The following is a 19,346-nucleotide window of genomic DNA, read 5'->3' on the forward strand; positions in this document are numbered from 1 at the left end:
CATGAAAAAAACCTATTTATTTTTATTGGTAGCGGCGGGCGGTTTGCTGGCCTCTTGGGTGATGAAATCAATGAACAAGCCAACGCTAAAATATTTTAAGCCGTCCGAGTTTGGTGTCTGGTATCCGCTCATGAGCAATGATTTATTGCTTAAGTTGGATAAATTTCGTGAGGCCTGGGGCGGGCCGGTAATTGTCAGTTCTGCAGATGGTGCTGTTGGTCGTCGTGACGATCACAGCCGAAGCCAGCACAATGTCAATGTGTGGGGCGAGGTGAGGGCCGTTGATATTTTCCCGAAGGTGGGTGGCCGTTATATCGAAACATCGGAAGAATTAGAGCGCGCCTTTGATATTGCTAAAGCCGTTGGTTTTTCCGGTATCGGTGTTTATACGGATACCAGCCCTGGTCATATGCTGCACGTTGATGTGCGTAGCACTCGTGACACGATTTGGTCGCGTATCGCGGGCACCTATAAATACGGTGCGCCAGGACTGGCTGATGCGGGGATTGTGGCGTGAATAAACAAATGATAACGACCATCACAACCGGTGTACTGATTACCGTCATTGGCGGTGTGTTGGTTTACAAATTGAAAGCTTCAGGAATTTTGGGGAAGCCTGCCTGTGAACACAGTGGACAAGGACAAGTTTAACGTCGTTCAAACGCTTATAGCTGGCGGTATGCTCGCTATGGTGTCATGGACGGTTTTCACCACTCACGAACTTACCAAGAATCAAACCTTGCTGTTATGGCGTGTCCAGCAATTGGAGCTAAAGCAAGGTGACGATCGATAACGAATTCGAACTCGTTAAACAATGGATCGCTGGCCGCCAGGAAAACGGCCAGGGTGATCCCGAGCTCGAAACCCTCCTGTTAGATGCTTATCAGAATGGCGAACACAAAATTAGCAATGGATGTAACTTTGTTAACGAATTACGTTGGCCGTGGCCGCGTCATCCTGCCTGTGTCGTCCATGATCGCTTGTACAGACTGAAAGCAGGGCGGTCTTATGCTGATCGTATGATGCGCCGATTAAATGGATATTTCGGACGTCCTGGTCGAGGATGGGTCCGCTGGCTCGGAGTTCGCATTGGAGGGTGGTGGATATATAATCAAATATGAGTAATTAAACCATCTTTAATTTTATGTATTGCCACAATCAATGTTTGGCATTAGTCTCCTTGTTTCAGGTTTAGGTTTTAAAATTTAATTAGCTAACTTCAATTTTAAAAAGTCAGGGAAGATGTGATGCAATTAGCAGCCTCAGATATTGCCTTCAATGCATTTTCCTGGACATGCGTTCTTTTGATTAGTTTTACGGAGCATAAAGTGGAATCAGCATTTTCAGACACGGTTGTTGGAGCTATTCTCGGATCGGTGATAGCGATTGTTGGCATTCTGATTAACAACATATTTCAGGCTAGAGCAGCAAAGCTAGAGCGTGACCATAAGTTGAAGTCTGAAATTTTTATGAATGCAATAGATTTTTTTGTCCAGCGAAGAAGGGCATTGATTACCATGCCTTATATGACAATCGAAGAGATGAAGGCCTTGCCCGATAAATCGTCAGCTGCAGCTAGAGTAAGCGTCGTTGCTGAGAATAGAACATTGCAAGCAGTAAATGAATTATCACTCGCAATGGCTGAAAAAACTCTGGCTCTCATGCCTGAAAAAGAGCCTATCGATGGATTAATGAAAGACTTAGATGAAAATATGGAGCAGCGAAAAGAAATAGACAGGAAGTTGAAAAACGCACTTAATGAAATTGAAGCTGTTAGCTTGAAGGAAGATGAGATTTCAGTATATCGAGATAGGTTAGATAAATATGTCGAAAATCTTCGAAGTGAAGATGTTGTACTGCGTGATTCTCACGCTGAGAAATACCGAAGTCTCGCTAAGCTGGCGGGCTCTCTGTCCATAAAATGTGTAGACGCTGCCATTAGTTTTCAGGATTTAGAGATAAAAGCAGTTTCCTACATGCGCTCTGAATTGAACATGCCATTCAATGAGGATGAGTATCGCTCTGCAATTGAATCTACAAATGAAAAAATTAAACAACATCACAGAGATTTCTTGTATGCGATAAAGCAACACTAATCTTAAAGTTATTCTTAGTCGAAATCATCGATTGATGATCTAGTCAGCTTGATTAATAGGGCTAGGGGAATTCAGCATGGATATTAGAAACTGTCTTTTTAAATTTGTGAACCTAAGGAAAACGGGAAATCAGATTTACACCTTGAAAAACCTAAAGGAAAATGAGCTTTATTGTCAATATTTCAGCGATTATAACGACCCTTATGAATCCCATTTTGGAATGTTTGCAAAATGGCCCTGTCCCTACAAGGAAACTGAAAAACTTCGATCTCTCATTGAAAAAATTGATCCTAAAAACTCGAAGCACACAACAAATTCTATAGAATCAATGAGACGATTCATCCATTTAAACCAACATCTCAGCGATACTGGTCTTAAGTTCGCAGAAGAGCTGACACATACATTCAGAGTTTGTAGTTTTACCAGACGATGGAACGACATTTTAATGTGGGGCCACTACGGTGATGGAATGAGAGGGGTGGTATTAGTATTCGATCCTAAAGAATTGAAAAGAATTAACTCTTCACGATTAGTTCACGATCCAAATGTAAAGGTTGGGGTCGAGAGTGTAGATCTAAGATGGGTTACCTATAGCCGAAAAATACCTACTATTAATTCAGTGGGTTTTCTTGAAGCTGCCAGAGTTTTTTCAAGAGAGGATGCCAATAAATTCTCCGATAAGTTACTTGAAGTTTGCGCATTGACAAAGCTACATAAGTGGAGGTACGAACAAGAAACACGGCTTATAGTTGGTTGTGATTCAGATTATGAAGTAAAACCAATTATGGCAAAGTACAATTCGGAAGCGCTGAAGGGCGTAATTATTGGAAATAAACTTTCTAAAGAGCAGGTCTTGCAAGTGGCGAAATCATTACCTGAAAATAGGAAAATGTATACAATTAGGCAAAATCCAAGAAAATATAAACTGGAAATAGCCAATGTTTACTCAGCAAAAGATGTTGTCCGCAATGGAGGTTTAGAGAACCTTCTTCATCAGTAAAAAGGGCAGTGCCCTTTTTACCATGATCGTATTTTCAATAAGCCATCGAAAGCTTGCGTTCCAGTTCGATCAGCTTTTGATTGCTCCAATGCCATTGACCGAGCACCCATCGATAAGTATCTATCTCTTTCCAGGTAAGCGATTCCAGCTCGTTTGGTGTTGTTAGTAAATTCCCGCGAAACTTCATTCCAGATGGCCAGCTTTCCGGCATGATCTTGCCGTCGTATATCAGCTGTAGCAGCGTAATTTCACCGGGTCGTGGTTTGCCTTTCCCGTTCTGATAACGCTTGGCCGTGGTCGCAGTAACTCCTAATAGGTCGCACAGGTTCTGAATGCTGAACCAACAACATAGGGTTTGGGTATCTTTGATCATTGTGTGTCTCCATACACGATGCCCAGGGGGAATTCCCAGGGTGACGCGAGTGGAAACAAGCGACATGCCGATTTTCGGCTTAGACTATTTAGTTCTAAAAACCGCCTAGGGGAAGTGGCGGTAACAACTTGTTCTGGTATAACGTTTAAGGGTGTGTTAGCCCATAATATACAATTTAACATAATATACATTATACGCAATACGAAGTATCTCGAGGGATTGTCAAGTCTGTATTTGGACGCCCACACAAAGTCTGCACCTTTTCCACAAAAAACAAGCAATTTCCACACAAAGCATGCATGCGGGCGTCCGACGATAAACATAAGATTTGACCTGCTCTTGATGTATGATTAACCAGAGTATTCAGTTTTGTTTTCTAAACGATTCAGCGTTTCCCTATAACATTCATCCAAAGATCGCCTAACAGGCCTATCGTTGGACATAGAGGCAATAAGCGGCGCCGGACCAATCAGCCTTAAGATAATTGTTTGTGAACTATGGTATAATCGGTGCGAACAGCTTAGGCTATCTACCCATATTTCCTTATTTATTCTAAAGTTTGAAAGTAACCTTTTGATTTTAAAGGGTTATCTGCCAAATTATGCAGCTTTACATGTGGATTATTGATTGTGAAAGCGAGTCTATCGCCCCATGTACCCGTTCAACGATTGGTATTCGCATGGATCCGGAAAATAGTGATGAGAAGTCAGACTTATGGTTGATACAAGGTTGCCCTAGATTAAAGTAAATAAAAAAGCCGCTAAAAGCGGCTTTTTTATTGTCAGTTGAGTGAGAAATTCAACCAACGCCCTTCGGGAATGCCTTCATTGGTGACACTCAGCATAGTAAGTCGAATCCTTGTATCAGACAAGTTGTTTAAGCTGGATGGATTTTGTCGCTTTTCTTTCCTGCCTCGAATTGCCTCCATATACCTGATCGATATACTGAGCTGAAGTCTCCAAATCTTAGTGTTGTAGTATGTGGATCATCGACTTTGAAGCCAGTGGCCTATCTAAACAGAGCTATCCCATAGAGGTTGGCCTCACGAATGGATCAGATGAGTACCAAGCTTTAATAAAGCCAATGCCCCATTGGCAATACTGGTCGGACGAAGCTGAAGCTGTTCATACGCTTTCCAAATCTCAATTAGAATCTCATGGAGCTAACCCAGCACATGTAGCGCACTCCTTGAACAACAAGCTCTCTGGGCAGCTGGTCTATTGCGATTCTGTCCAGTGGGATGGGTTCTGGTGCAATGTTCTTTTTACCGATAGCAGTATCCACCAACGATTTGAAATTCTCGATATTAAGGAACTGCTTATGGATTTAGATGATCGCTTAGAAACCTTTCTTGCTATTAAGAGCCAGTTAGAAAAAGCGGATGAATATACGGTTCATAGAGCGTTGGATGATGCCAAGATCATTTGGCAGGCGTTGAATTTGGCGCTCAAAAATTAGCGAGTAACTTCAATTTAGGGGGGCGTGATTTTAAGAAATTAAACCCGCCTCTTTTTGCCGCTTTCAGCACGTTTTCGATCTTCAGACTGCACATATACCGTATCTGTAGTCGCCATGCTGGAATGCCCAAGGTCTTCTGACAGGTCTTTCAATGCGCGGCCACGTTCTATTTCTAAGCTTGCTCCCGTATGACGTAACCAGTGTGTCGTAGCTTCTTTAAGTTTCCTGGCTCTTTCTTCTCCTTGTTGCTTCTTCATCGCTTCGTGCGCGTTATCAAAAACCTCCTGCACCAACCTGGATAATTGGCGAGCGGTCATACCTCCTTGGCCGCGGAGCTTTTCAACGATCGGGTGATTTTCACCATCTAGCGGCAAACTACTCAGTCCCCGATATTTCCGGTACCGCTTGAGGTAAACCATAAAGCTAGGCGGTACAGTATCATGGGCATGTATGACGAGTTTCAATTCGATCCAACTTTCGACCAGCTTCCAGATAATCTTCCAAAAGATGGCTGGCAGACCAAGGATTTAGAGCGCACGCTATCGTTATTTCGAGTATTCCCTGGCGGTCGGGTTTGACCTTTCCCCTTGAATTAAAACCATGACCTCGATGAGATTTCCAATTAACCTAAGGGGATGGAGATCTCACTATGAAAAAGCGTTACACCGAAGAACAGATTATCAAGGCCATCAAAGAGCATGAGGCTGGGGCTAAAGTTGACGACATATGCCGTAATTTGGGCATATCCAGTGGTACATTCTACAACTGGCGCAGTAAGTACGCAGGCTTAGAGGTTAATGAGGCTAAGAGACTGCGAGAGTTAGAGGCGGAAAATAATAAGCTGAAGAGGCTGTTGGCTGACAAGCTTCTTGAGGTTGAAGCGATGAAGGATGTTCTGTCAAAAAAGTGGTAAAGCCCGCCTGCCGTAAACAAGCAGTCAAGTACATGCTTGCCACTCACAAGGTCAGTGAGCGGAAGGCATGCAAGCTTGCGGGCATAAGTCGTACAGCTTATCGATACCAAGCAAAACCTGCCAATGACGATGAGCTCCGCGCTCGCCTAAAAGAGTTAGCAGCAAAGCAGTCGGCACACGGCTACTTATTGCTTCATGGTCTTCTCAAAGCTGAAGGCTTGGTTGTGAACAGGAGGCGAACCTACAGGATATATACTGAAGAAAGGCTTCAGGTACGCACTAAGAAACGTAAAAAGCTGCACCGACCAAGACAACCAATGGAGGTGCCATTGGAGATCAATCAACGTTGGTCAATGGATTTTGTGTCTGACCAGCTCAGTGGCGGGCGCCGATTCAGGGTATTGAACGTAGTGGATGATTACTCCCGCGAAATGGTTGGGCAATTGGTTTCTGTCTCGATCAGCGGGCGTCAGGTCGCTCGATTTCTTGAACAGCTATGTGAGGAACGCGGAAAACCCAGAAAGATCATTTGTGACAACGGGACAGAATTTACGAGTAAAGCGATGTTTTTCTGGAGTAAAGAAACAGGGATCTCGCTTGGATTTATACAGCCTGGCAAGCCCACACAGAATGCCTTTGTTGAAAGTCTCAACGGTAAGTTCAGAAACGAATGTCTGAACCAGCATTGGTTCAGAAGCTTAGATGAGGCTCGCTTCGAAATTGACCAGTGGCGCAAGTATTACAACAATGTTCGGCCGCACAGTTCACTGGGCTACATACCACCAGTTGAGTTTGCAGGAAAAGCCGCGTAACTTATGAAATTCTCATCCTGGAAGTGGTTCTAACTCTGGGGAAAGGTCAGGTTTTGAGAAAAGGAAGTCGCTTAACCAACGACGAAAACGCCTTTTACTTTTCGGACCTTCTATCAGGGAACTTTGGTTTATATCAGAAAGATTATGAGCTCACATTAGTCGTCCAAAACGGATTCGTAACTAAGGTGGCTCCAGGCCATAACGATACTTTAGAAATTGATCTTAACTGGCAGCCTTTCAATATACCCAAGAAGTGAGTTATGCCTGAGCTCTATAGCTGCACTGATCGGCTCAAGTAAAGGAGATTTATGAGCCGAATAAAGTCCAGATGGCTTGCCATAGATGCAAGTATATTGCGTTCAAAAAAACAGCCAGCAACCTCAGTGTATAAGTCGCAAAACATCAATAATCCGCTAAAACAACATTGTTGCGGGTTATATTGTACCCTTATTCGGAGGTCATTAATGCCCAAGCCTGGTCAAGCTCGCGTCCCTAAACGGGAACAACAAAGCCACCTCTTTCAGGTGATCCAAGACCACCGTCACCCAGAAAAGAACACGGCCATCATGCAGGTCAGCTTTAAGCTGGGGCTTCGTCCCCAAGAGATCGCCCTCCTGCAGTTGAAGGAAGTTGCCAAGCTTAACCCTTCGAGCACCGAGTTCAAATTGTTTGGAGTGATGAGCCTGCCTGCAGCCTATATCAAGGGTGCTGATGCTATGAAACGCTCTAAAAGCCAGTGCCAACGCAAAACAATCCGCTTTGATATTGAGTTTTGACAAAGCTGTTCAGCAAATTGAAGCTCTAGCCAAATCTGGCGCTGACGTTAACCCAGAGAATTTCTACCCACCAGTTAAGCAACATAAAGGGAAGTCACGGGACTTCCACATGGTTGATCAGAATCTTCGTGAGTCTCAAGTTCATTATCTGAACTTGAGACTTGGAAAAGGAGAGAAGCTAAAACCCTCCTCCCCTCTTTTCGCCTCCAGAAAGGGGGGCCTACTGCCCAACACATTACAAGAAAATATGGCGCTGCTTACAGTATGCCGGATTTTTCTTAGTCCTAAACCACGTACACAAGACTTCTGATCCATAGTACAACCATTTGTACTTCTGACCTCTTGTGCTAATAATCGTCTTGGGTTTGTCATTTCTTTAATCTCACGCATTTAACAGAAAATACCTTCGACATCAAACAGCCAAAAGCGCGCATTTTCGTTTGACTTTCCCCTCTACTTTATAACCCTACCAACTCAATTGGATATACTGGAATCCCCAAATTGATAAATCGCCATCTTCGGCACGAAATTGTGTTAACTTCTAAACGGATGAATTTGAATTTTATTAAAAGTTGTAGTTTTCCATGACGAAATAATAGAGCGATTTTTCAACCATGATACAAACTCATGATTTTCTATCGTATCGGGTATTTTAGGCTTTCGCCAACCTGGTTTTATCTCTGAAAATGGTTCAGGCAAGCTATGAATTGTTTCCCAAATCTGATCTTTAGATAAAAATACTCCAAGTTTATTGAAAAGTGAGATTTGTACATTTATCGGCTCAGAGTGAGTAATGATTGCTTGAATAGAGTCCGCACTCAAGTCACTAAAATCTTTTTCTGTGCGATAAATTACATGTCCAATAATCGAAGCACGTGACGGAGTTTTAGAAATTGAATTCCAATCCATATCTTCAATAACCTCAACCTTTTGCGCGTCAGTTATATCAGAAATTAGAAGTTTATCCCGGAAATCATCATTAATGACAAATTGATCTTTATTCTCAAAGTAATCATCAATATTTATTGCAATGAATAAAACTTGATAGTCGCGATAATCTTCCAAATTAGTAAATGCTAATTCAGAAAATAAAATTTTCTCTTCTTCCACAAGTATCAGCAGTTTTTCATCATCAAGACTTTCGGGGAATTGCTTAAATTTTGTCGGAATTTTTCGGATGTAGGTTCGGTATACATCATCTTCCATATCATTATTATTGATCAAGAACTGGCGCAGTGGAAATAGAGTCTTATCCCCTGAAATAGTCGTTGAAGAAAGCTCGTTTTTAATATCCTCTTCGGCCAAAAATGCCGTAAGAATTTCCGAATTAAAGCTCTCACTGGTCAAAAATGTTAGGCAATTAGCCCATGAAGCTTTAATTTTTTGCAATCTAAATATTGGCGCATAAAACCTCAGAGGAATGTTTTCTAGAGAAGGTAGCCTTAAAGATTGCTTCTCAAGAAAACTCTCTAGACACTCGCTTTCTATCTCGTCTTGATTGAGCACTTCAATGATCGTTGAAATGCTTTCTTCGGAATTACTTTCAAGTTCTAAGAGAACACTATTTAGATAGTTTTCAAAATCACCATTAACCTTGTTGATTAAAGTCTCATTACCAGAGTCCATGACAGTAGTATAGTGGCTTGTTTTCAGCTTGTCGGCAGAGGGCAAGCCCAAGACATCTCTAAAGATAAACTCGATATTGGAGATAGAAACTTGGTAAAGCCCCTCATCTGTTAATATCTTGGCTACAGCAGGATATGGTGTGATACTTTTTAACTCTTGCGTTTCAAAAGAAAGAAGCTTTAGGCGCTTCGGATCGAAATCAACACCAACTGCCAAGACTTCGGACAAATTTGTTGATATGAAATCAAGCATATCATCATTATTAGACTGTAAAGATTTGAGGTTTTCCTCGGGTAAATACGCGATAAGCATTGCGATATGGGTTATTCTATTTGAACTTCGTAGAATTTCAGATATAAATCCAGGCCACTTTTCGAGCAGTTTAGACATGAGACTGGAAACACATTTTCCCCTTTCATAAAACGATGCGACAAAAGCATCACATTCCTCAAAATTTGAAGATAGGAACTCCAATAGCTTTGCGTTTTGTTGGGTATATTCTCCTGGATGGCTTAAAAGACAATCAACAAGGATAGTATTGAGAATAAAATGTTGCCTAAAGTCGTCATCACGCATAGCAGCAATAACTTCTTTTGGGTTGTCGATCTGAAAATTTGGTTCAGGATTATTAAATGAGCGAATTTGAATTAGAAACTTATTATCATTTGGTGAAAGGCGACCAGCATGAAATAGAGATGTATATTGATAATAAGAATCATCCAGAAATCCTTCCAAAACCAAAAATTTAACAAGCTCTTCATTTTCTCCAAATTCCTGAAACAACTTTTCCGTACCTATTGTATCGGTTCGCATAATTTCATTGAATCTTGTCACTCTAAGCGAGGAGATTTTTGCTCGCAATCTTTTAATGGCCTTCGAAGCATTACCCTTGAATTCGTCAGATTTATTTTCTATCTCTTGTTTTCGCTCTTGGTAAGTTCTGCTCGGATTAACCTCTTCTTGTAAGCCAGAAACATCAACATTCGTCATATGATTTTGAGGTGTTCGACACGTGATTTGTTGCGCTTCTAATAACGCTTCAAAGTCTTGAATATTCCAAATAGATTGTATGGGATAACGCTGCCTATTGAATTCAATATCTGTATAATTCCTTGGAAGCTTATCTATCAAAGCCGTAGCATAAATCCTACGGAGTTCTTCCAAGTCAGATGGCACTTGCTTTTCTGCGTCGCTGATTTTTTGTTCAAGCTCTGATATTTGTGATTTGTAACGTGTTTCCGCACTAGATATTAGCGTCTCATGCTGTTTAAGTATCTGGGCAAGATTCCCTTTTTCCCTATGAAGCTCTTCAAAATCATTCGGCAACATGTTTTTATAAATCAGTATGGCGAGAAGCTTGTTGGGATTGAGAACATTATCTTCATCTTTTTCTAGGCTTTTGACGTAAACAGTATATTCGTTAAAGATGTTATTGATGAGCCTCAAGTCATTAAGATAGCGCGACACCTCTCTCAAAAACTGACGATCAAGACGTTTATCCAGAGATAGACGCTCCCCTTGTTCAAGTATTTTGTCGATTGAGTTAGAACTATTTATAATTGGTATTACGGGTATAATAAATTCGAAAAACTTAGTTCGTTCCGTGCTTTTAAACATATTGTCCCTTAGCGCATAAAGGAAACGTATTTGTCTCTTGACCCCAGCATTAGCATTAATGAGGCTATTTATTTCACGCAAAGTTACAAAGATATCTGGATTGTTAAAACGATCTAAATCTTCAATAACGATCAAATCATATTTTGTAGATTGAAAAAAATATATAATTTCATCTAAATGACGGTTTAGAATTGATTCTTCCCGAGCAGCTTCTGGCGTTATTTCTATATTTTTGAGCGATATACTTTTTAACGAAACCCCATAACTCTTGATGTAAATTTTATGCAGCAAGTACCAGATAAATAAGAACCCAAGAATCAAACAGCCGAAATTTAACCAATTTGTGAAATCCAGAGGTTTAAAAAAGGACCCGTTCAATATTGCTGGTCGCTGCTCTAGCAAATACCAACAAGCAGCTAGCCCTAGAAAAATGAAAAGCGAGGTAAATCCAGCCCACCACTTTGGTGATTGAATTCGTTTAAATCTTGATAGCGGCAGACTATTGGCATCAGCCCCATAAAGCATCTGCTGTAATATACTTCGTTCAATTTCTTGCTTACTGACGTTGTCTTTCTTGCTGACTGCTTCACTAGGCACTTCTGCTTCTGGCAAAAAAGAGGCAAGAGAAATCTGAAGAACTGGTTTTTTAAAAAACCAATATTTCCTATATCTACTAAGAAACGTTTTTATAATACTACTTTTTCCTGATCCATACGGCCCAGTAATCGCTATATTAAATACATTTGGGTTCTTAGTAGCATCAATAAGTGCGCCAGAATATATTCCCGATGGATCTGCTTTATTGGTAGGAGCGAGATCAATATACTTGGAATTATCTTGATTATTTTTATTAATCCAACTCGAAAAAGAGGCCCATAACTTCATATATCGTCCTAACATATCTTGGGGAAATTTCTTGCGGTTATCTATCACTTCTATAAATTCATACCTTGAATTACAGCATGCTGATTGGTTTTTATACACGCCACAAATCAGCTTTTAACGTCCGCTTTGGGTCGAAAGCAGTCCATCAATGAAAATCCACCCCATCCAAAAAATGTGCCCCATCGACGGTGAGCACATTGGTGTAAATCTCGGTGCTGTCCACCGACTTGTGGCCCAAAAGCTGACTCACGTACTTCAGCGGTCGCCCATGCAGCAGCAGATGAATGGCAAACGAGTGCCGAAACGTATGAGCTGAAATGGCAAAGGGTGCGCCCCCTACTCTCTCCACCAGCGAATGAATATGCCGATTCACCGTCTGCCGACACATCGGAAAAATCCGCTCCGTTTTTTTGAAATGTCCCGCGTAGAGATAACTCTGAATACGGTCTTCCAGGGCGTGATCGGTGATGGGGATATAGCGTTTGGGTGAGCGCTGCAGCGCCTTTTTCGTGGGCCGGCCGGGCCGCTGTTTCAGCGTTTTGAGGACCACGCCGAAGTCATAACCGTCGTCGATAAAGGACGTTGGCTTGAGCGCCAACACTTCCGAGACCCGGGCGCCGGTGGTCCACATTAAATCAAGGATTAGGCGATGGGTCGGGTGTTTTTCCGCATCGAGCAACACCAGGATTTCCGGCTTGAGCAAGTAGGCCGGCATGGCGTCGATGGTGTCCAAGACCGTGGGTCGCTTGGCCACTAAGCGATCCCAGTCGATGTGTACGGACTGAATCGGAAAGGCGACCGAGGGCGCTTCCACCGGGTGAAAGAGTCGCTGGGAACGGGGTGCGGAAAACCCGCTGTCGCTGTGCTGTTTTTGTACCATTTCGTCCTTGTGATGTGGTGCAGTACAGGCGCTATTATGCGCCCCTGCCTTGCTGGAAACAAATGATTAGGATCAATAAATTACGGCCAAAAACCGGTCCGCGACCGGTGCACCGTTTTATTGGTAAAAGGTGCAGAATTACCTGATTTTAAACCCGCGTGCTTTTTGTTACGCTGGAAGACCGCGACAACAGCCGTGGAGGCAGGCTATGGCGCACGTACCACACACCCTCGTGGACCCCGTGTCGCTGGCGTCCCTGGGCGCCGTCTCAACCAACTCTCTGGTGCCAGCGCAGCAGCCCACCTCGCTCCCACAGTTGCGCGCGAAAGACGCCTACCAGCAACGCTGCCTCAAGTGTTCTGAACTGTGCACCTTTTATTCTTACCCAGCGCTGCTGAGGGCCGCCCTGTTCGAAGGCGACGCGGCTGTCACCACCTTCATCCCACGCCCCTTCAACTTAAGGGTCAATGGTTGTTCCTACACACCCAGCATCTATGTGGTGCGCGCCGACCAACGTCAGGTCATCGACCTGACACTGGACGGTACCCTGCCCGACGAGCAGCGCCGTCCGCTGGCGGCGTTTTTTACGCAACACGGCCTGGGTTTTGAGGTACAGAGCCACAAGGCCCTCCTGGCCAGGGAGGCCGAAGCCCAGCACTGGCTGATGATCCTGCGCGCGTTGGTGGTCACCCAACACCTGTCCACCGAGACCCAGGAATTCCAGCTGTGGCAGCAATGCCAGACCCTGACCGACATCACGGTCGGAGATATTCTGGACGTCGGCAATCGAACTCAGCATTACCTCAAGGAGCTGGCCTTCTACCGGCTGCTTTACCGTCACCGATTGCGCGTCGACCCGTCCCAGACACCCTTGACACTCGATACCCCCGTGACGCTATGCACCTGACCTGGCGACAACGGTTGGCGCAACAACCGCAGCTTAACGACATCAAGCAATGGCCGCTGCTGGATGCGACCACCCTGCCCGCTCGTCGACGCGCCGGGTATCTGCGCAACCAACAGATGGTGGGTATGGCGTTGGCGGGACAACCGTTGCGGCAGGTTGCCCAGCAGTTTCATCGCGATCCCAGCGTCGTCAGTCGTCTACTGAGCCGCTGCCTGGCCGGTGACAGCGAGGCCTCACCACCACTAACTCGCGGCCTGATTCCCGGCGAGCACCTGCAGGTGAATCGGCGGCGCGCGCCCTTGGGAACACTCACCGAGCCTCGGGGCAGTCAATCCGCCTTCCAACACCTACTGGCGGTGGTGCCGGGCCTCGAAAAGGGATTACAAACACTCATCCAGTCATCCGTTACGCCCGCGCGCCACGGTCAATACCTGCGCCCGCAAACATTTCACGCGGCGTTTTTACGCTTGTTGCGCGAGGCGCAGTGGCCCAGCGACCACTACCCCTACACGGAGTCGTCCCTGGCCTACGAATCCACACGCCGCTACCTGCTGGAACAGCGCCAAGCGCGGCACCGGACAAAGCCAACCGTTCCATCATTGATGGCCTCACCTTCCCGCATGGCGCTGGCCTACGCTGAGATTCAGATCGATGAGCAGGTGGTCGATGCCGCGGGTTCCGTGGGACTTGAGTTGCACGGTGATTGGGCGCCCTTGCGGCTATCCCGGGTCAGTCTGTTGCTGGCCCGCGATACCGCGACCGACTGCATACTCGGCTCTGTGATATCGCTCACCACTCACCCCAGTCAAGACGATCTGTTAGCGCTATTGGCACAGCTGCATACGCCCTGGGAACCGATGGTCCTCACCACACCTGGCTTGAATTACGCGCCAGGTGCGGGATACCCATCAGCACTTGGACCCGAGTATCAACGCGCGGCGATTGGTGTGGTTCGTCTGGACAATGCCCTGGCGCACCTGGCCGCCCGCGTGCGTGATTACCTCTGTAACACCTTGGGCGCAACCCTGCATTTGGGCTTGCCGGGCCAGCCGAAAACGCGCAACGTCATCGAGCAAGCCTTTAACCTGTTGAACTGGCAGGTGCACCGCTTCCCGTCTACCACGGGCAGTCACCCAGTGGACCCGAACAAAGAACCCAACCGCCACCGCAAACAAGCACCGGTCTTATCGCTGCGCACTCTGGAAGAAGCCATCAGTGTGGTGTTGACCGAGCACAATATTCGTCCCCGCGCCCACTTGGGGCATCAGAGTCCCCTCGACCTGGTGCAGCACCAAATGGCCCATAGCCTGTTGCCGTTACTGCCGCCCAGCTTTCCTGAGTCGGTAACCCCTTTTCTCAGCAGCCGAGTGGTGACGGTCCGACAAATCGCTAGTGAAGGACGTCCACCCCACGTCAACTTCGAAAAAGTGCGCTACAGCGGTCCGGCACTCCAGCATTCGCAGTTGGCTGGCGATAAGGTACGCATCGAATTTGATCATCGAGACATCCGCACCCTGGCAGTGTATCGCCTCACGGGTGAGTGTCTAGGTGAGATTCATGCACCGCAGTCTTGGCAGCGTTTTCCGCACAGCTTGACCACGCGCAAGCACATCAATGCCTTAAAACGCCGCGAAGGCTACACCAGCCGCGATCCGTTAGGGGGATATTTCGATCACCTGCTCAAACACCGAAAACTCCCCAAGCAATCTCTGGAACTGGTGCGCGTTTATCGAGAGCGTGAAACAATCGCGGTCACATCCGATGTGGGTGCAGAGGCCCCGGCAACAGCCGCCGCGCCTGCCAGAAAAACTGCTGCGAGCACTAGGCCGCGTATCCCTGCCTGGCGCCCCAGCATGGTCACACAACGGAGGTAAGTGATGAACGACGCCACCCTAGATCCCTTTGATGCCAACCGCTTTCACATCTCCACACCGATGATACAGGCCCTGCACGAACGGCTGTGCCAGTGGCTCTGGTGCGGCTTTACCGGCGGCTTGATCATCGGCGAAGCTCGCAGCGGGAAAACTCGTGCCATATCCGCCTTGGACAACACGTTGTCAACGCGCACCGGTCAGCGGGTTCCGCTTCATCGGGTGGACATTGCCCAGCGCGATACCGCCACCGTCCGCTCACTATTCGCCAATGTCGCCTTGGCCCTCGGACGCAACGTCGGTCGCCATGACACTTGTGATTTGCTCTCTGATTGGGTCCTCCACTATCTGGCGGATGCCTCGCTCACCAATGATACGCGGCACGTGATTTTGATGGTGGATGAAGCGCAGTATCTGACCGCGCGCCAGCTCAGCGGGTTTGCGGAAATGTACAACAAACTGCAATTGATGGGGGTTAATCTGGTGGTATTTTTTGTCGCCAATGAAGATCAAATTAAGCCCTTGGCTGAAGCTTTGCTGGAGAAAAAAAACGATTACCTCCGCGAGCGTTTTTTTAAGCAAGTCTATCGCTTTTACGGTATTCGCAGTCACCGGGAAGTCCTGCAATGTCTCACGCAATATGATACCACTCTAGAAGACAAGCACCCGGCCATCACTCAGCAGGTGTTGCCGAAGGCGTACAGCGAGGGCTTTCGGTTACAACAGCTGAGCGAACCCTTGTGGGCAATGTACGCCAGCGAATACAAAACCCCGCTCAACCTAACCTCATGGCGTATGCAGTACTTTATCGGCACCGTTAACATTTTGCTGATGGATTACCTACCTAACTATGACAGTCGGGACCCCGAGCAGGTCGAACAGATGATCCATCACAGCCTGGAGGCCTCGGGTCTCACACCATCTCTTGCGTCGGTGGTCTAACGGATGGCCTACGTTAATACCGGGCTTGCCCTGAAGCGCGACCATGAGAGCCGCCACAACGCCTGCCGGCGCCTGTACGTCGCTAATCCCGGAGTCAAGGCCACCGAGCTCACTAAACAACTACGCACGATGTATGCCCGTTTCTCGGATGACAATGTTCATAACGCCAAACCGTTTACCGTGGCAAGAGCAGTGGGCTTACTGGAAGCCGCCTATTGTAAGGCACATGGCATTCCTTACCAGGAGGTACCTACCGACCCTACTGTTCGACTCCTCAAAAATTGCCCCGTGTGCGCCACCCAAATCTTCCACTCCAATATATACGACCTCTCGTGGTTAACACACTGCCCCCTTCACGGGAAGCCGTTACTCACAGATTGTCCGGGCTGCCACCAACCATGGCCGATGGATGGCATCGTTGCGCGCCGGCAGTGCGATATTTGCGGTACACCTTCATCGTTGAAAACGTTGATACGATCAGGAGCATTTTCACCGCGCGACGACAACAATGCGCTGAACTTACTGCAGCAATGTATCAGTCAAGAGACGAAGACCCAGCAATGTTGTGTAATTTACCACTCTGGCGACGATAACAGCACCAACCATTTTCACGGCCCAACCCCCATCAGTGACCGATTTTACCCATCCATTCTGGCCGCTCAATCGGACGGTAATCGGGCACTGATGGCGCGCCTTGGTGTTACCGTAGAGCCTTATACACTCTGGACAATGGATCGTTGGACGAAGAATCTGTCTTGCTACACAAGGCCCGAAGACTTGAATGCAAATGGCGCCCAACGTGCTAGGCGCGAAATGTATGAGGTCATTATCAAGCGTGCAACCCTCTACCAGGACTGTGACGAGCCGGTCGCACTCATGGCAGGTATTCCCAGCAACCTCGATCTCAATACCGTGAACCTGTTCTCGCTGGCATTGACACTGTGGGATCAACTGGTCCATGTACGCCCTGTAATGCGCACGGTTCGGACTCATTGGATGGGCAATCCACTTTATGATCCATCACTGCAAGCCACAACACCCGCACCGATGGCATGGTATGACTACTGCCCAGAGGCACGATTTAACGCCAGAGCGGCTTCGACATCACACTACAAGGCAAAGGGCTTTTTACCCGATGCCACTCGGGATACGATCTATCGTCTAGACTTGTGGGCATGCTATGTCAACCTTTGCGCGTTCCTTAGCCGGCTGCAAATTGGTCAATCACAAGGCATGCGTCAAGAGGAGTTCATGAGATCACTGCCTTTCCTCACGTTGCCTTATAACGCTTACCGCTACCCACTGGACCTCTCTGTGAGCCAAGATGAACTTAATCTGATTACCCCTGCCTGCCTGAGTAACTTCGACCTTGAGCAGTCTCTGCATCTTTTTCTGAACTAACCCTTGTGGCTTTCCTGCCCTTTGTCAGATCAACAATTCACATACAGCTACCACTATTGACAGTTTGACTGGTCTGCGCAGCGGATAAATGTCCAAAGTTTGCAAGGTAATAAGTATGTCATGATATGTATCTACCGATATCAGGAGCTTGTAGAGGAAGGGGGAAGTGATAACATTATCAGCATGAGTCGTTGAACATCTAACACTAAGAGCCGCGTAGATGAAACCACCGAACGTGCTATTGTGAAGTATGTCATTGATCAGCCTGCGCACAGCCAACACATATCGATTTGCGGCCATTACAACACCAGCGGTGGAGATGAGTTACTTAATAAAGTAATCAAATCGCTTAAAATTAGAATGAACAATGCCTTCGGTACACCCAATCCCTCCAAAGCCGACATGATCAATTTTCTAAACAAATATAAAGGCCATATGTACTGTAGAAAGACCAATTTCCAAGGTAAACACTCCTACGCCCACTACCTGCATTCCGCTTATGAGAAAGATGCACACAAAACCATGCTCTCAAGGCTCTTTACCAGCAAAAAATACCTCTACCTGAAAGACGGCCCAAGAATCGATATGAATGTGGTGAGCTACCTTGGGGAAAATAAAAAGCCACATACCACGGTTGATTATTTAGATAGGCTCATTCAAAAAGCGTACGATGGCGCTATGATTGATGCCCGAGCCGCAGATAAGACAGAGCAAGAAAGAGATAAGTCTGAAGAAAATAGCCTTAGATGGATTAAAAAGCGAATTAAAAAGAAGTTGAATGCCAAGAAGTTTGCCGAAATGCCCGCGGTGGAACAATCCCGCTACCTCTCAAGCGATTTCAAAGGAAGGTTTGAGTATCAATAGGCCGGCTTAGGTAGTGTTGATTTCGCAATAAAAAGCGCTTAATTCCTCCTATCTTGAAACACTCTGGGGCAAATTATAGCTCGGACCTACCCTGACAGACATCTGGAAGGATTGGGTCGCTGTCACATCAGGCCTGAGCTACTACAAAACCTTAAGACTATATAGCGATCTCTACACTTTCTTTGCTAGTAGCCAATTCTTTATCAAGTTGTTTGTAGAAAGATTCCCCTAGCTTTTTAAAACGCCTATAGCTGCTTTGCTCCCATTCGTATTGTGGAGATGAAAGGGTAATCCCATGTCCATTAACTTTCAAAATATCATTTGTGTAATGATTGTTAGTTAAAGTAAACCACCAAATAGCCTTTGGACGCCCCAAATATACGTTTTGATCGTCTTTGCTTAGGACACTTATATTTAGTCCGTTCACCATGATTGCACACATCATATACTGGGGCATTTCTGGTTCATACTTTGATGTGCAGTCGATACCGCCTTTGATATTAGCCACTACTTCGCTCGGATTTTTAGAGGCTACGCGGAGTGTTTTATTCTTTTTAGAATTCAAAACATTAGGCAAGGATTTTAAAAACCTTTTGTTCTTTCCAGTGCTGATTGATTGTATTGACCTCCTCCCTGAAAATCGAAGCGGTCTAAACTAGAGAATTCTGGCAAAATCAGGTAGCCAAAGGAGCTGATTTGCCATGAAAAAGACCAAATACACAGAGCAACAGATCGCATTTGCCCTGCGCCAGGCGGAAACGGGCACTCGGGTCGCTGAAGTCTGCCGCAAGATAGGGATTTCAGAGGCGACTTTTTACAATTGGAAAAAGAAATACGGTGGGCTTGGAGTATCCGAGCTACGTCGCCTGAATCAGCTGGAAGATGAAAACCAGCGGCTTAAGCGGATGGTGGCAGACCTCAGTCT

Annotated in this window: 19 protein-coding genes; 13 read left to right on the plus strand and 6 right to left on the minus strand. The window is 46.1% G+C overall.

Annotated elements, in window-relative coordinates; all coding sequences use genetic code 11:
• Position 1 precedes the first annotated feature (1 nt).
• The 4 genes from ABWW03_RS19640 to ABWW03_RS19655 all read left to right on the plus strand — a co-directional run bounded on the left by ABWW03_RS19640 (position 2) and on the right by ABWW03_RS19655 (position 3,096).
• Complete coding sequence (locus tag ABWW03_RS19640; RefSeq protein ID WP_353411338.1) at positions 2-517, plus strand: hypothetical protein; 516 nt, start codon at positions 2-4, stop codon at positions 515-517.
• On the plus strand, positions 514-651 hold the full coding sequence (locus ABWW03_RS19645; RefSeq protein WP_353411340.1) for a hypothetical protein: 138 nt from the start codon (positions 514-516) through the stop codon (positions 649-651). The genes ABWW03_RS19640 and ABWW03_RS19645 overlap by 4 nt, the downstream gene beginning before the upstream one ends.
• A 596-nt stretch (positions 652-1,247) precedes the next feature.
• Positions 1,248-2,096: a hypothetical protein gene (locus tag ABWW03_RS19650; protein ID WP_353411342.1), complete on the plus strand. Its 849-nt coding sequence runs from the start codon at positions 1,248-1,250 to the stop codon at positions 2,094-2,096.
• 76 nt (positions 2,097-2,172) lie between these two features.
• A complete protein-coding gene (locus tag ABWW03_RS19655) occupies positions 2,173-3,096 on the plus strand; it encodes a DUF2971 domain-containing protein (RefSeq protein WP_353411344.1) in 924 nt (307 codons plus the stop codon).
• Between the two features lie 34 nt (positions 3,097-3,130).
• Here the strand turns inward: ABWW03_RS19655 and ABWW03_RS19660 are convergent, their stop codons facing one another.
• Positions 3,131-3,469, minus strand: coding sequence for a hypothetical protein (locus tag ABWW03_RS19660; protein WP_353411346.1), 339 nt, complete (start codon positions 3,467-3,469; stop codon positions 3,131-3,133).
• A 978-nt stretch (positions 3,470-4,447) separates the two neighbouring features.
• Here ABWW03_RS19660 and ABWW03_RS19665 point away from each other — a divergent pair.
• Positions 4,448-4,927 carry a hypothetical protein gene (locus ABWW03_RS19665; protein WP_353411348.1) on the plus strand — a complete coding sequence of 160 codons (480 nt, stop codon included), beginning with the start codon at positions 4,448-4,450 and terminating at the stop codon, positions 4,925-4,927.
• A 38-nt stretch (positions 4,928-4,965) separates the two neighbouring features.
• Here ABWW03_RS19665 and ABWW03_RS19670 read toward each other — a convergent pair whose 3' ends face one another.
• On the minus strand, positions 4,966-5,244 hold the full coding sequence (locus ABWW03_RS19670; RefSeq protein ID WP_353411350.1) for a tyrosine-type recombinase/integrase: 279 nt from the start codon (positions 5,242-5,244) through the stop codon (positions 4,966-4,968).
• A gap of 332 nt (positions 5,245-5,576) precedes the next feature.
• On the opposite strand from ABWW03_RS19670, the gene ABWW03_RS19675 reads away from it, so the two are divergent.
• Both ABWW03_RS19675 and ABWW03_RS19680 read left to right on the plus strand, forming a co-directional pair.
• Positions 5,577-6,652 (plus strand): IS3 family transposase gene (locus ABWW03_RS19675; protein WP_353411352.1). Its coding sequence is split into 2 segments (ribosomal slippage): positions 5,577-5,826 and positions 5,826-6,652, totalling 1,077 coding nucleotides; the frame shifts between segments, so codons are not numbered across the junction.
• A 308-nt stretch (positions 6,653-6,960) separates the two neighbouring features.
• A complete protein-coding gene (locus tag ABWW03_RS19680; protein WP_353411354.1) occupies positions 6,961-7,428 on the plus strand; it encodes a hypothetical protein in 468 nt (155 codons plus the stop codon).
• A 144-nt stretch (positions 7,429-7,572) separates the two neighbouring features.
• Here ABWW03_RS19680 and ABWW03_RS19685 read toward each other — a convergent pair whose 3' ends face one another.
• From ABWW03_RS19685 to ABWW03_RS19695, 3 genes are all read right to left on the minus strand, one after another.
• Positions 7,573-7,818, minus strand: a complete 246-nt coding sequence (locus ABWW03_RS19685; RefSeq protein ID WP_353411356.1) for an uL30 family ribosomal protein — start codon at positions 7,816-7,818, stop codon at positions 7,573-7,575.
• A 144-nt stretch (positions 7,819-7,962) separates the two neighbouring features.
• Positions 7,963-11,556 (minus strand): hypothetical protein, encoded by a 3,594-nt coding sequence (locus ABWW03_RS19690; protein ID WP_353411358.1) that lies wholly within the window; start codon positions 11,554-11,556, stop codon positions 7,963-7,965.
• A 145-nt stretch (positions 11,557-11,701) separates the two neighbouring features.
• Positions 11,702-12,436 carry a tyrosine-type recombinase/integrase gene (locus ABWW03_RS19695; RefSeq protein ID WP_353411360.1) on the minus strand — a complete coding sequence of 245 codons (735 nt, stop codon included), beginning with the start codon at positions 12,434-12,436 and terminating at the stop codon, positions 11,702-11,704.
• A gap of 208 nt (positions 12,437-12,644) precedes the next feature.
• Here ABWW03_RS19695 and ABWW03_RS19700 point away from each other — a divergent pair, with 208 nt between their 5' ends.
• From ABWW03_RS19700 to ABWW03_RS19720, 5 genes are all read left to right on the plus strand, one after another.
• Positions 12,645-13,343, plus strand: coding sequence for a hypothetical protein (locus tag ABWW03_RS19700; RefSeq protein ID WP_353411362.1), 699 nt, complete (start codon positions 12,645-12,647; stop codon positions 13,341-13,343).
• A gap of 14 nt (positions 13,344-13,357) precedes the next feature.
• A complete protein-coding gene (locus tag ABWW03_RS19705; protein ID WP_353411364.1) occupies positions 13,358-15,217 on the plus strand; it encodes a Mu transposase C-terminal domain-containing protein in 1,860 nt (619 codons plus the stop codon).
• Between the two features lie 3 nt (positions 15,218-15,220).
• The gene (locus ABWW03_RS19710; protein WP_353411366.1) at positions 15,221-16,156 is read left to right on the plus strand and encodes an ATP-binding protein; all 936 of its coding nucleotides are present in this window, start codon (positions 15,221-15,223) and stop codon (positions 16,154-16,156) included.
• A gap of 3 nt (positions 16,157-16,159) precedes the next feature.
• Entirely contained in the window at positions 16,160-17,557 is a 1,398-nt protein-coding gene (locus tag ABWW03_RS19715; RefSeq protein WP_353411368.1) for a hypothetical protein, read from the plus strand.
• Positions 17,558-17,800: 243 nt separating this feature from the next.
• Positions 17,801-18,421, plus strand: a complete 621-nt coding sequence (locus tag ABWW03_RS19720) for a hypothetical protein (protein WP_353411370.1) — start codon at positions 17,801-17,803, stop codon at positions 18,419-18,421.
• 157 nt (positions 18,422-18,578) lie between these two features.
• Here the strand turns inward: ABWW03_RS19720 and ABWW03_RS19725 are convergent, their stop codons facing one another.
• Positions 18,579-18,998, minus strand: coding sequence for a hypothetical protein (locus ABWW03_RS19725; RefSeq protein ID WP_353411372.1), 420 nt, complete (start codon positions 18,996-18,998; stop codon positions 18,579-18,581).
• 124 nt (positions 18,999-19,122) lie between these two features.
• Between ABWW03_RS19725 and ABWW03_RS19730 the strand changes: the two genes are divergently transcribed.
• The coding region (locus ABWW03_RS19730) for a transposase (protein ID WP_353411374.1) at positions 19,123-19,346 on the plus strand (224 nt) is incomplete at its 3' end.

This window comes from Pseudoteredinibacter isoporae (assembly GCF_040372805.1).
Taxonomy (GTDB): Bacteria; Pseudomonadota; Gammaproteobacteria; order Pseudomonadales; family Cellvibrionaceae; genus Pseudoteredinibacter; species Pseudoteredinibacter isoporae_A.

Coding starts and splice junctions, on each gene's coding strand:
- ABWW03_RS19640 (WP_353411338.1), top strand. CDS start 2: ATGAAAAAAACCTATTTATTTTTATTGGTAGCGGCGGGCGGTTTGCTG.
- ABWW03_RS19650 (WP_353411342.1), top strand. CDS start 1,248: ATGCAATTAGCAGCCTCAGATATTGCCTTCAATGCATTTTCCTGGACA.
- ABWW03_RS19655 (WP_353411344.1), top strand. CDS start 2,173: ATGGATATTAGAAACTGTCTTTTTAAATTTGTGAACCTAAGGAAAACG.
- ABWW03_RS19660 (WP_353411346.1), bottom strand. CDS start 3,469: ATGATCAAAGATACCCAAACCCTATGTTGTTGGTTCAGCATTCAGAAC.
- ABWW03_RS19665 (WP_353411348.1), top strand. CDS start 4,448: ATGTGGATCATCGACTTTGAAGCCAGTGGCCTATCTAAACAGAGCTAT.
- ABWW03_RS19670 (WP_353411350.1), bottom strand. CDS start 5,244: ATGACCGCTCGCCAATTATCCAGGTTGGTGCAGGAGGTTTTTGATAAC.
- ABWW03_RS19680 (WP_353411354.1), top strand. CDS start 6,961: ATGAGCCGAATAAAGTCCAGATGGCTTGCCATAGATGCAAGTATATTG.
- ABWW03_RS19685 (WP_353411356.1), bottom strand. CDS start 7,818: ATGCGTGAGATTAAAGAAATGACAAACCCAAGACGATTATTAGCACAA.
- ABWW03_RS19690 (WP_353411358.1), bottom strand. CDS start 11,556: ATGAAGTTATGGGCCTCTTTTTCGAGTTGGATTAATAAAAATAATCAA.
- ABWW03_RS19695 (WP_353411360.1), bottom strand. CDS start 12,436: ATGGTACAAAAACAGCACAGCGACAGCGGGTTTTCCGCACCCCGTTCC.
- ABWW03_RS19700 (WP_353411362.1), top strand. CDS start 12,645: ATGGCGCACGTACCACACACCCTCGTGGACCCCGTGTCGCTGGCGTCC.
- ABWW03_RS19710 (WP_353411366.1), top strand. CDS start 15,221: ATGAACGACGCCACCCTAGATCCCTTTGATGCCAACCGCTTTCACATC.
- ABWW03_RS19715 (WP_353411368.1), top strand. CDS start 16,160: ATGGCCTACGTTAATACCGGGCTTGCCCTGAAGCGCGACCATGAGAGC.